Origin of the sequence: Panacagrimonas perspica (assembly GCF_004364935.1) — a bacterium.
Classification (GTDB): Bacteria; Pseudomonadota; Gammaproteobacteria; order Nevskiales; family Nevskiaceae; genus Panacagrimonas; species Panacagrimonas perspica.
The window spans coordinates 330,779-343,458 of the sequence record NZ_SOBT01000008.1 but is presented as its reverse complement, the minus strand read 5'-3'; the positions used below and the strand labels follow the sequence as shown (position 1 = coordinate 343,458).

The 12,680-nt window shown below is 67.5% G+C and carries 10 protein-coding genes; 9 read left to right on the top strand and 1 reads right to left on the bottom strand.

Annotated features, from left to right (window positions below; genetic code table 11):
- The first annotated feature begins 6 nt into the window (after window positions 1-6).
- The 5 genes from DFR24_RS01625 (at window position 7) to DFR24_RS01605 (ending at window position 6,211) form a co-directional block, all read left to right on the top strand.
- A complete protein-coding gene (locus DFR24_RS01625) occupies window positions 7-1,338 on the top strand; it encodes an ammonium transporter (protein ID WP_133879611.1) in 1,332 nt (443 codons plus the stop codon).
- 23 nt (window positions 1,339-1,361) lie between these two features.
- Window positions 1,362-1,736 carry a hypothetical protein gene (locus tag DFR24_RS01620; protein ID WP_133879610.1) on the top strand — a complete coding sequence of 125 codons (375 nt, stop codon included), beginning with the start codon at window positions 1,362-1,364 and terminating at the stop codon, window positions 1,734-1,736.
- A gap of 289 nt (window positions 1,737-2,025) precedes the next feature.
- A complete protein-coding gene (gene thiC / locus DFR24_RS01615; protein WP_133879609.1) occupies window positions 2,026-3,933 on the top strand; it encodes a phosphomethylpyrimidine synthase ThiC in 1,908 nt (635 codons plus the stop codon).
- Window positions 3,934-3,946: 13 nt separating this feature from the next.
- Window positions 3,947-4,855 carry a 5'-nucleotidase gene (locus tag DFR24_RS01610; RefSeq protein WP_133879608.1) on the top strand — a complete coding sequence of 303 codons (909 nt, stop codon included), beginning with the start codon at window positions 3,947-3,949 and terminating at the stop codon, window positions 4,853-4,855.
- Between the two features lie 135 nt (window positions 4,856-4,990).
- Window positions 4,991-6,211 carry a DUF748 domain-containing protein gene (locus tag DFR24_RS01605; RefSeq protein WP_133879607.1) on the top strand — a complete coding sequence of 407 codons (1,221 nt, stop codon included), beginning with the start codon at window positions 4,991-4,993 and terminating at the stop codon, window positions 6,209-6,211.
- Window positions 6,212-6,271: 60 nt separating this feature from the next.
- On the opposite strand, the gene DFR24_RS01600 is transcribed toward DFR24_RS01605, so the two are convergent.
- Window positions 6,272-7,930, bottom strand: a complete 1,659-nt coding sequence (locus tag DFR24_RS01600; protein ID WP_133879606.1) for a class I adenylate-forming enzyme family protein — start codon at window positions 7,928-7,930, stop codon at window positions 6,272-6,274.
- A gap of 278 nt (window positions 7,931-8,208) precedes the next feature.
- Between DFR24_RS01600 and DFR24_RS01595 the strand changes: the two genes are divergently transcribed.
- The 4 genes from DFR24_RS01595 to DFR24_RS01580 are packed head-to-tail and all read left to right on the top strand — an operon-like array spanning window position 8,209 to window position 12,567.
- Entirely contained in the window at window positions 8,209-8,952 is a 744-nt protein-coding gene (locus tag DFR24_RS01595) for a TetR/AcrR family transcriptional regulator (protein ID WP_162850972.1), read from the top strand.
- Window positions 8,949-10,454, top strand: coding sequence for an acetyl-CoA carboxylase biotin carboxylase subunit (locus DFR24_RS01590; protein WP_133879604.1), 1,506 nt, complete (start codon window positions 8,949-8,951; stop codon window positions 10,452-10,454). Before DFR24_RS01595 ends, DFR24_RS01590 begins: the two co-directional genes overlap by 4 nt.
- Complete coding sequence (locus tag DFR24_RS01585; RefSeq protein WP_133879603.1) at window positions 10,454-10,963, top strand: acetyl-CoA carboxylase biotin carboxyl carrier protein subunit; 510 nt, start codon at window positions 10,454-10,456, stop codon at window positions 10,961-10,963. The genes DFR24_RS01590 and DFR24_RS01585 overlap by 1 nt, the downstream gene beginning before the upstream one ends.
- Complete coding sequence (locus DFR24_RS01580) at window positions 10,960-12,567, top strand: acyl-CoA carboxylase subunit beta (protein WP_133879602.1); 1,608 nt, start codon at window positions 10,960-10,962, stop codon at window positions 12,565-12,567. The genes DFR24_RS01585 and DFR24_RS01580 overlap by 4 nt, the downstream gene beginning before the upstream one ends.
- The last annotated feature ends 113 nt before the right edge of the window (window positions 12,568-12,680 follow it).

Sequence of the window (12,680 nt, the reverse complement as noted above, 5' to 3'; positions counted from 1 at the left end):
ATAACGATGAAGGTCCTGTGCGCCCTTGGCGCGCCGCGGGCGGCCTCGCGGTATCTGGGCATCGGGGCCCTGCTGCTGGCGTCCGGAACTTGCTCCGCCGCAGGCCCCAGCCTGGTGCCGGTCTCGCAGATCAGTTCCGGCGACACCGCCTGGATGCTCGTCTCCACCGCCCTGGTGCTGCTGATGACGCTGCCCGGGCTCGCGCTGTTCTACGGCAGCATGGTGCGCAAGAAGAACGTGCTCGCGACCGCGCTGCAGAGCTTCGCGGTCGCGGCGCTGGTCACCGTCCTGTGGATCACCGTCGGCTACAGCCTGGCCTTCACGCCCGGCTCGCCGTTCCTGGGCTCACTCGATCGCGTGCTGCTGATGGGCCTGACCTTCGACAAGGAGGCGGCCATGCTCAGCGTCAGCCACCTGGCGCCGAGCATTCCCGAGTCGGTGTTCGTCATGTTCCAGCTCACGTTCGCGATCATCACGCCGGCGCTGATCACCGGCGCCTTCGCCGAGCGCATGAAGTTCGGCGCGATGATGTGCTTCGTCGCACTGTGGAGCCTGCTGGTCTACGCACCGGTGGCGCACGGCGTCTGGGAATCCGGCGGCTGGCTGGCCGGCCTGGGCGCTCTGGATTTCGCCGGCGGCACGGTGGTCCATATCAATGCAGGCGCTGCCGGCCTGATGTGCGCCTGGATGCTCGGGCCGCGCCAGGGCTTCGGTCAGGAGCCCTTCATTCCCTACAACCTGGGCTTCACGCTGCTCGGCGCCTCGCTGCTGTGGGTGGGCTGGTTCGGCTTCAACGCGGGATCGGCGGTCGCCGCCGACGGCCGCGCCGGCATGGCCATGCTCGTCACCCAAGTGGCCGCCTCGGTCGGCGCGCTGACCTGGATGCTCTCCGAGTACATCGCGCGTCGCCGTGCCTCGCTGCTGGGCGCCTGCTCGGGTGCCGTCGGCGGGCTCGTCGCCATCACGCCGGCCTCGGGCTTCGTCGACGTCATGGGCGCCATGATCATCGGACTGGTCGCGGGCGTCGCCTGCTACTGGGGCGCCACCGGCCTGAAGCGCCTGCTGCGAGCGGACGATTCGCTCGACGTGTTCGGCATCCACGGCATCGGCGGGCTGGTCGGCGCGCTGCTGACCGGCGTGCTGGCCTCGCGCCAGATCGGCGGCGCGGACGGAAACATCACGGCACAGGCGATCGCCGCATTCGCCACGCTGTTCTACAGCGCCGGCATGTCGTTCCTCATCCTGCTGGTGCTGCGCTGGACGATCGGTCTGCGCGTCTCGCCCGAGGAAGAGCGGGATGGCCTCGACCTGTCGCTGCACGGAGAGAAGATCGAATGATTGCGCTTGCCAGGACCGCCCCGATGAGCCGCGACGACGACATCCAGCGTGAGAAATTCAGTCTCGCCGCGCACCTGTATTCGCGGCTGCGCCGCGGCGGTGCCTTCACGATCGACGCGATGCTGATGACGCGCGACGACGAATACGCCCGCCAGGTGATCGCGCTGGCAATGGCCAACCCGGATCCGAAGACGCGCGAGTACGCCGTGCTGTACGCCGCGCTGCTGCCGGCGCCGCGCAAGGTCAAGCCCGCCCCGGTCCATCTCGCCTCCGTGTCGTCACGCCAGCCCGTGACGCCGGCTGTCGCGCCGGTGCCTGCGCCGGCACCGAGCGCGACGAACGTCGAGCCGCCGGCCGAGGCACCGGCGGCGAATCGCTACGTGCGCTCGCTGCGCTGAGCCCGGTCGGCTGTTCGGGTAGCGCGTCCGCGAGGAGCGGCATCGACAGCTGCCGTCGTGAGTCCCGTGTGCGACAGAGCGCGACGGGCCGCATGCCCCCACGACCTCGCCTTGGTCACCCCGCCCATTGCGCGTAAGCTTTGCGTCTGGCCGGGGGTGCCGCACGAATGTTGCGGCTGAGATCACACCCTTGGAACGTAGCCGTCCCCTGAGCGGGCGGCGAACGGAAGGCTGAAGGGGCGCCCGCGTCCCGCGCCGCCGTTCGACCGCACCGCGGAGTCACCGAACGATGAATGCCCCGCATACCCCCGCTGCAGATTCGATCTTCGGCCAGGCCGAACAGCTCTCCGCCGAGGTCTGCAAGCCATTTCCGGCGTCGCGCAAGATCTTCGTCGATGGCGTAGCACCCGGCGTGCGCGTCCCGATGCGCGAGATCAGCCAGACCGATACCCGCACGGCGACCGGCGCGGAACCCAATCCGCCGATCACCGTGTACGACACCAGCGGTCCGTACACCGATCCTGCCGCCGTCATCGACCTTCGTGCCGGCCTGCAGCCGGTGCGCTCGCCGTGGATCGAGGCGCGCGGCGATACCGAGCAGCTGCGCGGTCCGTCGTCGATCTTCGGCCGCATCCGTGCGGCCGACGAGAAGACCGCCAGCCTGCGCTTCGAGCACATCCGTGCACCGCGCAAGGCGCGCAGCGGCGCCAACCTGAGCCAGATGCACTACGCCCGGCGCGGCATCATCACACCGGAAATGGAGTACATCGCGATCCGCGAGAACACGCGGCTCGAGGAACTGCGCGAGAGCTACCAGAAGGCCGGATACCTGCGCCGCCTGCACCGCGGCAACGCGTTCGGCGCCGCGATTCCGCACGGCGAGATCACGCCGGCGTTCGTGCGCGACGAAGTGGCGCGCGGCCGCGCGATCATCCCGGCCAACGTGAATCATCCGGAACTCGAGCCGATGATCATCGGCCGCAATTTCCGCGTGAAGATCAACGCCAACATCGGCAACTCCGCAGTGACGTCCTCGATCGCCGAGGAAGTGGAGAAGATGGTGTGGGCCACGCGCTGGGGCGCGGACACCGTGATGGACCTGTCCACCGGCAAGAACATCCACGAGACGCGCGAGTGGATCCTGCGCAACTCGCCGGTGCCGATCGGCACGGTGCCGATCTACCAGGCGCTGGAGAAGGTCAACGGCCGCGCCGAGGAACTGACCTGGGAGATCTTCCGCGACACGCTGATCGAGCAGGCCGAACAGGGCGTGGACTACTTCACGATCCACGCCGGCGTGCTGCTGCGCTACATCCCGCTGACGGCGAATCGCGTGACCGGCATCGTCTCGCGCGGCGGCTCGATCATGGCCAAGTGGTGCCTCGCGCATCACAAGGAGTCGTTCCTGTACGAACACTTCGAGGACATCTGCGAGATCATGAAGGCCTACGACGTGAGCTTCTCGCTCGGCGACGGCCTGCGCCCCGGCTGCATCGCGGACGCCAACGACGATGCGCAGTTCGGCGAGCTGCACACGCTGGGCGAACTCACGAAGATCGCGTGGAAGCACGACGTGCAGGTGATGATCGAAGGTCCCGGCCACGTGCCGATGCAGCTCATCCAGGAAAACATGGAGGAGCAGATCAAGCATTGCTTCGAAGCGCCGTTCTACACGCTCGGGCCGCTGACCACCGACATCGCGCCGGGCTACGACCACATCACCTCCGGCATCGGCGCCGCCAACATCGGCTGGTACGGCTGCGCGATGCTCTGCTACGTGACGCCCAAGGAGCACCTGGGCCTGCCGGACAAGGACGACGTGCGCGAAGGCATCATCACCTACCGCATCGCGGCGCACGCCGCGGATCTGGCGAAGGGGCATCCCTGCGCGCAGGTGCGCGACAACGCGCTGTCGAAGAGCCGCTTCGAGTTCCGCTGGGAAGACCAGTTCAATCTCGGGCTGGATCCGGAGAAGGCCAAGGAATTCCACGACGAGACCTTGCCGCAGGAAGGCGCGAAGCTCGCGCACTTCTGTTCGATGTGCGGTCCGCACTTCTGTTCGATGAAGATCACGCAGGACGTGCGCGAGTACGCGGCGAAGATCGGCGCCGACGAGAAAGCCGCGCTCGAGAAGGGCATGGAAGAAAAGTCCGCACAGTTCCGCGACGCCGGCTCCGAGGTCTATCGCGCGCTCTGATCCGCCCGCGGCCATGCCCGTCACGCTCGAGAACAAGCTCGTCGTCGCCCTCTCCTCGCGGGCGCTGTTCGACTTCGAGGAAGAGAACCGCGTCTTCGACGAACAGGGCGATGCGGCCTACACGCGCCTGCAACTCGACCGCCTCGACCAGCCCGCGCAACCCGGCGTCGCTTACGCGCTCGTGCGCAAGCTGCTGGCGTTCAACGCCGACGGCGAGCATCGCGCCGAAGTGGTGATCCTGTCGCGCAACGACCCGGTTTCCGGCCTGCGTGTGTTCCGCTCCGCCAAGGCCGGCAATCTCCTGCTGGAGCGCGGCGTCTTCACCCGTGGCAGTCCGCCCTGGCATTACCTGCGTCCGCTGGGCGCGCACCTGTTCCTGTCCGCGCACGACCGCGACGTCGCCGACGCGCTCGCAGCCGGATTTCCGGCGGCGCGCGTGTTCAGCCGCTCGGTGATCGATGCCGCGCGGCATCCCAATGAACTGCGCATCGCCTTCGACGGCGACGCCGTGCTGTTCTCCGACGAGGCCGAGCGCGTGTTCCAGTCCGCCGGGCTCGATGCTTTCCAGGATCACGAGCGTCACCACGCCGCGCGCCCGCTGCCGCCCGGACCGTTCAAGCCGCTGCTGGAAGCCCTGCATCGTCTTCAGAGGGCGGCCGGCGAGAAAGTGGGGATCAGGCTGCGCACGGCGCTGGTCACGGCGCGCAGTTCACCGGCACACGAGCGCGCGATCCGCACGTTGATGGACTGGGGCATCGAGCTCGACGAGGCCATGTTCCTCGGCGGCCTGAGCAAGGGCCCCTTCCTGCAGGAATTCGAGCCCGACTTCTTCTTCGACGACCAGCTCGCCCATTGCGAGTCCGCCGCGCTGGCCGGCCCCACCGGCCACGTCGATGCCGGGGTCGTCAACGGCCCGCGTTGACGCCCTGCCGACCGGCCGGGATCGAGTCGTGCTGGCATCCGCCGATCCAGTGCCATTCCGAGGTGAACGTGGTGCACGCAAGCAGCTTCCACCGATGATGTCGTCACGCTCCTTCTCCATCGGCCCCTGCCCCGCGTGAACAAGCCTCCCGACCCGCAGTCCACTTCGCAGCAGACGACGCGGCGCACCGGTTGGCGCCTGTGGATCATCGCGCTCGTGGTCGTCGTCGTCGCGCTGCTCGGCATGTGGCGCACCGCGCTGTATCGCCTGGAGAGCGGCGTGCTCCGCGTGCTGGGACCCGACGCGGACCTGCAGGACGTCAGCGTCGGCTGGCCCGGCGTCGTGGTCATCAAGAAACTCAGCCTGAAATCACCGGAGGGCTGGCCCGCGAAGGAGACGCTGCGCGCCGATCGCGTGCAGATCGTCCCCACGCTGCGCTCGCTGTTCTCCGATCGCATGATCGTGCGCAGGGTGAAGATCGACGGCGGCTACCTGTCGGTGCTGCGCAACAAGCAGAGCCAGCTCAAGCTGGTGCCGAGCATCTTCGACCCGGCTTACCGCCGCGAGCCGCCCAAGCCGTACAGCGAGCGCCTCCACGTCACGATCGAGCACGTCGAGCTCGGCCATTCCACGATCGATTTCTACGACGCCAGCGTGGAGGAAGGGAAGCTCGTGAAGCTGCAGCTCGTCGACGTGGAGGCCGACCTGCATGGCCTGCGCATGCCCGAACGCGACGCGCACACCCAGGTCGACATCAAGGGCGTCGTGAAGGGCGAGAAGAACGACGATGGCGAGCGGCTGGACGGCCCCTTCACCGTCAAGGGCCAGGTCCAGGTCGCCACGCGCGAATCCGAGCTGGCCATCAAGCTCGACGGTGTCGACATGCGGCTGCTCGAGCCCTACCTGCTGCGCCGTTCCGAAACCGGCGTGAAGCGCGGCAAGCTCTCGATGGAACTCACTTCCACGGTGAAGGACCGGCACCTGGACGCGCCCGGCACGCTTGTCCTCGAGGACCTGAAGCTCAGGCCCGGCGACAACTTCGGCAGCACGTTCATGGGAATGCCGCGCCAGGCCGTCCTCGCCACGCTCAAGGACAGGGACGGCAAGATCACGCTCGACTTCAACCTCGAAGGCGATCTGGGCAACACCAGGTTCTCGCTCAACGACACGATGGCCGTGCGCGTCGCCGTCGGTGCCGCCGGCGCGCTGGGCATCGGGCTGGTCGACGTGATCAAGGGCGTCGGCACGTTCGGCGGCGACACCGTGGAAGCCACGGGCGATGCAATCGGAAAGCTGTTCGGGAAGGGCAAGTCCGACGACGAAGACGAAGACGAGAGCAAGGCACCTCCCCCATAGCCCGGACGAAGTCCGGGATCCCGTTTCGTCGATCGGCGGGAACCCCGGACTTCGTCCGGGCTACACAGGAGACAGCATCGCCCGCAACTTGTACTTGAGCACCTTGCCGCCGACCGTGACCGGTAGATCATCGACCAGCACGATGCGCTTCGGCGTCTCGTAACCCGCGAGGCGCTCACGGCAGAAGGCCAGCACGGCGGCCTCGTCGAACACCTCGCCCGGCCTCGGCACAATCACCGCCGTCACCGCCTCGCCCCAGCGCGGATCCGGCAGGCCCACGACGGCGACTCTCGCCACCGCGGGATGCAGCGCCACGACTGCTTCCACGCGCAGGCTCGACACGTTCTCGCCGCCGGACTTCACGACGTCCTTGAAGCGGTCGACCATCACGCGCAGCCCGTCGTCGCGGAACTCGCACATGTCGCCGCTGTGGAACCAGCCGTCGCGGAACGCTTCGCGCGTGGCCTTCTCGTCACGGAAGTAACCGGCGGTGACGATCGGCGAGCGATACACCGCCTCGCCGCGCACGCCGGACTGGCCGTGCAGCGAGCGGCCGTCCTCGTCCATCACCGTGGACGCCAGCAGCGGCGACGGCACGCCGACCACATTGGTCGCCGGCGCGGTCTCGCGGTAGACCTCGGGCCAGCGCTTGGGCCAGAAGCGATGCAGCGCGATGGCCTCGGTCTGGCCGAAGATCCCGATCAGCAGCACGCCCTTGCACAGCGTCTCCAGGCGCTCCGCCACGGCGGGCGGCATCGCGGCCCAGCCGAACACCACGACCTGCAGGCTGGAAAGATCGTGCGCCTGCGGATGTGCCTCGGCTTCGCGCACGAGGTCGGTGACCAGTTGCGGCGAGCCGCCGAACAACGCGGTGGGCTTTTCCTGCGTGATGGATTGCGCCAGGCGACCCGCGTCGAAACCGCGGCCGATCACGAGGCTGCCGCCGGCGAACAACGGCGCCAGCCCGAAGATCTGGTGCGCGATGTGGAAGATCACCGGCAGGAACACGCACATCCGGAACTCGCTCTCGATCGGCACGCCGCGCGAGTAGCTCACCGTCTGGTTGAGCGCCGCGAAGTAGGTGTAGCTGTGCGACAGCATCACGGCCTTGGGCATCGAGGTGGTGCCCGAGGTCATCAGGATCTCCCAGATGTCGTCCCCATGGATGCGCACGTCCGGCTCGGTGGCCGGTTGCGCATCCATCAGCGCGCGCAGCGACGGAAGCCCGCCGGTGCCACCCTCGCGATCCTGGACGGCGGCGACGACGCGCACGCTGGCCGCCTCGAGCGACTTGCGGCACTTGCCCCACAGCTCGGCGTCGACGATGGCGATGCGCGCGCCGGTGTGGCGCAGCGAGTGCTCGACCATGTCCGCCGCCATCATCGTGTTGATCGGCAGCGCCACCAAACCAGCCTTGGCGATCGCGATCTTCGCGATGAAGGCCTCGACCGAGTTGTCGCAGAACAGCGCCACGCGATCGCCACGCGCCGCGCCGCAGGCCAGCAGGCCGTTCGCGATGCGATTCGCCGCCTCGTCGGCCTGGCGGTTCGTGACGCGCGCGAAGGCCGGATCGCGGACGGCGCAGGGCGCGGCGATCAACGCCACCTTGTCCGGCTCGCTCCAGGTCAGGCGCTCGAAGATGTCGCCGACGCTGATGCGTTCCCAGCGATTGTCGGCGCGGCGGTCGTACAGGCGTTCGACGTCGATCGTCACGTGCATCTCCTCTCTCGTTGGTCCGCTTCTGCGAGCGGTGCTGGCAAAAAAACGTTCTTGCCGGATCAATTCCATCCGTAGCCCGGACGAAGTCCGGGATTCCCCTCGCAATTCGAGGAAAAGCCCCCGGCCACGCCCGTTCCGGTCAGACCGGATCTTGCGCTGCCCGATTCTAGTGAGTAACACTCACCATCTCAAATGCCCATTTCCATGCCCTCCGCGAATACTCCGCCGAACACTGGTGAGCGATGCTCACCCGACGCGGCCGGCCGGCGGCGCACGCCATGAAAGCACTCAAGACAGCGTCCGCAACCAAGGCCCGCAGCGCCGTGCGCGCCCCGCGCATGGATCGCGACGCGCGCATCGCCGACATCCTCGTCGCCGCGCGCGAAACCTTCCTGTCGCGCGGCTATCACGCGGCCGCGGTCTCCGAGATCGCGCGGACGCTGGGCGTCGCGGAAGGAACGATCTTCAAGTACTTCCCGACCAAGCGCGATCTGCTGAACAAGGTCATCGAGCATTGGTACGGCGACCTCTTCGGCGACTACTCGAAAGAACTCGGCCCGATCCAGGGCGCGAAGAACCGCTTCCGCTACTTGGTCTGGCGCCACCTGTGCACGGTCGTCGAGTGGCCCGAGATGTGCCGCCTGATCTTCACCGAAGTGCGAGTGCAGCCGGACTACGCGCAGTCGCCGCTGCACGAGATGAATCACCGCTACACCGGCCTGCTGGTGGACGTCGTCCGCGAGGGCATCCGCAGCAAGGAGTTCCGCCAGGCCGTTGCGCCGGAACTGATCCGCGACCTCGTCTACGGCGGCATCGAGCACCACGCCTGGCGCTTCCTCTACGGCAACGGCGAGCTCGATCCCAAGCGCGTGGCCGACCAGCTCACCGACCTGGTCTGCGGCGGCGTGCAAGCCGAGAAGGCATCGACGGTCTCGCTCGACACGCGCAAGTTCGCCGAACTCACGGCGACGATGGAGAGGGCGGTCAACACGCTGGTACGTGACAGGAAAAGTCGCAAATGAAGACTGCAACAAGTGCTGCTTCGGGCTGGCCGTTCTCCACCGTGCTGGTCGCCAACCGCGGCGAGATCGCGGTGCGCGTGCTGCACACGGTGCAGAAGCTCGGCCTCAAGGGCGCCGTGGTTTTCCACGCCGCGGATCGCAACGCGCCCGCAGTGCGCATGGCCGACCACGCCATCGAGATCACCGGCGCGACGCCGGTCGCCGCGTATCTCGACAGCGCGCAGATCCTGGCGGCTGCGAAATCCTGCGGTGCCGGCGCCATCCATCCGGGCTACGGGTTCCTGTCGGAGAACACCGGCTTCGCCCGCGCCGTGGAATCCGCCGGGCTGATCTTCATCGGACCGAAGCCCGAACAGATCGAACTGATGGGCGACAAGGTGCGCGCGCGCAACTTCGTCGAGAAGGGCGGCTTTCCGGTTGCGCCCAGCGCGATCGAGGACGACGACCCGAAGACGTTCGTCGAGCGCTCGCGCAATGTCGGCACGCCGCTGCTGATCAAGCCGTCCGCCGGCGGCGGCGGCAAGGGCATGCGCATCGTGCGCGATCTTTCGGTGCTCGAAGCGGAGATCGAACGGGCGCGCAGCGAAGGCCAACGCTACTTCGGCGACGGCCGCCTGTACTGCGAGCGCTACATCGAGAACCCGCGCCACATCGAGGTGCAGGTGCTCGGCGACAGCCACGGCAACGTCGTGCACGTGTTCGAGCGCGAGTGCTCGGTGCAGCGGCGGTTCCAGAAGATCGTCGAAGAGACGCCCTCGCCTGCGCTGACGCCGCAGCTGCGCGCGCAGATCTGCGAGACCGCGGCCGGCATCGCGCGCTCGGCCGGGTATCGCGGCGCCGGCACCGTCGAGTTCATCTTCGGCCAGGGCGGCGAGTTCTATTTCCTCGAGATGAACACGCGCCTGCAGGTGGAGCACCCGGTCACCGAGGAGATCACCGGCAAGGACCTCGTGCTGGAGCAGCTGCGCATCGCCGCCGGCGAGCCGCTGGGCTACGCGCAGGGCGACGTGAGCTCGCAGGGGCACGCCATCGAGTTCCGCATCTACGCCGAGGACCCGGGTCGCGGCTACACGCCGACCACCGGCCCGATCCTGGCGCTGCGTGCGCCGCAAGGCGACGGCATTCGCTGGGACAGTGGCGTCGTGCAGGGCGGCGAAGTCACCGCGGCGTTCGATCCGATGATCGCCAAGCTGATCGTGCGCGGCACGGACCGCAACGACGCGATCGCGCGGGCAGAGAAAGCACTCGCCGAAACCGTGCTGCTCGGCTGCAAGACCAACACGGCGTTCCTGCGCCGCCTCGTCGTCCACCCGGCGTTCGTCGCAGGCGATGTCCATACCGGTTTCCTCGACGCCAATCCGCAGATCGCGGCCGATCCGCCGATGGCCGACGAAACCCTGCACGCCCTGCTCGCGGCAGCCAGCCTGAGCACGCGGCCGATGCGCGATGCCGCCGACTGCGTGCCGGATCTGCACGCCGCGATCGGCGAGTGGAGGAACTGATGCAACACGCATTCAAGCTGGGCGAAGCCGAACACAACCTCGCCCTGTCGCGCGCACGCGAAGCCTATTGCCTGCACGTCGGCGATCGCCGCGTGCCGATCGACCTGAAGACCTCGCCCGATGGCCGCACCTGGCTCACCCTGGGCACGCGCCACGTCGAGGTCGTCATCGCGACGCGCGGCGACGAGGTGTTCGTGCATCTGGACGGCGAAGCCCATGCGCTGCGCTACTGGCATCCGCTGGAACGCCTGGCCGCACAGGCCGGCGGCGGCGCCAACGACCTGATCCGCGCGCCGATGCCCGGCAGCATCGTCAGCGTCAATGTGAAGGCCGGCGACACCGTCGCCAAGGGCCAGACCCTGCTCGTCATGGAAAGCATGAAGATGGAAACGACGCTGGTGGCGCCGCGCGACGGCGCGGTGGCTGCGGTGCAATTCGAGAAGGGCCAGACCTTCGAGCGCGACGCGATTCTCCTGAAGCTGGAAGCCGCCGCCGGGGAAGGCGCATGAAGCGCATCGAATCCAAACTCAACACAGCGTCCGCCGAATTCCTGGCCAACGCCGCGCACAACCGCCGGCTCGCCGAGGAATTCCGCGAACGCCAGCGCAAGGCACGCGACGATCGTCCGCAGCGCGACATCGATCGCCTGCGCTCGCAGAAGAAACTGCTGGTGCGTGAGCGCATCGCGCTGCTGCTCGACCCCGGCACGCCGTTCCTCGAGTTCTCGTCGCTGGCCGCGAACGACGCCTACGACGGCGAAGTTCCCGGCGCGGCCTGCGTGACCGGCATCGGCATCGTCTCCGGACGCGAGTGCGTCATCAATGCCGGCGACGCCAGCGTCAAGGGCGGCGCCTGGTATCCGCTGACGGTCAAGAAGACGGTGCGCGCGCTCGACATCGCCATCGAGAACCGCCTGCCGGTGGTCCACCTCTGCGATTCGGCCGGCGGCTTCCTGCCCTTGCAGGCCGACCTGTTCGCCGACAAGTACATGGCCGGCCGCATCTTCCGCAACCAGTGCATCCTGTCGAAGATGGGCGTGCAGCAGGTCTCGGTCGTGCTCGGCCACTGCACGGCCGGCGGCGCCTATGTGCCCGGCCTGTCGGACTACAACGTGATCGTGCGCGGCACCGGCGCGATCTTCCTCGCCGGCCCGCCGCTGGTGAAGGCCGCGACCGGCGAAGAGAACACCGTCGACGAGCTCGGCGGCTGCGACATGCACACGACGACCTCGGGCACTGCGGACTATCCGGCGTCGAGCGAGGAAGAGGCGATCGCGATCGCGCGCGACATCGTGGCGCAGTTCAAGCGGCCGAAGAAGACGCACACCGAATGGCAGACGCCTGAGGATCCGTATTACGACAGCTCTGATCTCTACGGCATCCTGCCGCGCGACATCAAGCAGCAGTTCGACATGAAGGAAGTGATCGCGCGCCTGGTCGACGGCTCGCGCTTCCACGAGTACCAGCCCGCCTACGGCACGACCTTGATCTGCGGCTACGCGCACATCTGGGGCTACAAGATCGGCATCCTCGGCAACAACGGCGTGCTGTTCAACGACTCCAGTCTGAAGGGCGCGCACTTCATCGAGCTGTGCAACCAGAACCGCACGCCGATCCTGTTCCTGCAGAACATCACCGGGTTCATGGTGGGGCGCGAGTACGAGCGCCGCGGCATCACCAAGGACGGCGCCAAGATGATCATGGCGGTGTCGTGCAGCGAAGTGCCCAAGTTCACCGTCATGTGTCACGGCTCGTTCGGCGCCGGCAACTACGGCATGAGCGGCCGCGCGTTCGATTCGCGCATGCTGTTCTCGTGGCCGCAGTCGCAGACCTCGGTGATGGGCGCCGAACAGGCGGCCAACGTGCTGGCCGACGTGAAGATCCGCCAGCTCGCCAAGTCCGGCAGGACCCTGTCGCAGGCCGACATCGACGCCATTCGCGATCCGGTGCTGGGCGAGTTCAAGCGCAAGCAGAGCGCGTACTACACGACCTCCGAGATCTGGGACGACGGCATGCTCGATCCGGTGGACACGCGCAACGCGCTCGGCATGTCGATCTCCGCGGCGCTGAACACGCCGATCGGTGATCCGCGTTACGGTGTTTTCCGGCTCTGAGTCAAAAACATTTCAACGCAAAGGGCGCAAAGGAAAAAGAAAGGACGCAAAGACTTGATGCAAGTGCGATAGCTGCCGCGCGGGCGTTCCGCGTAGCTTGAAAACTTCGCGTT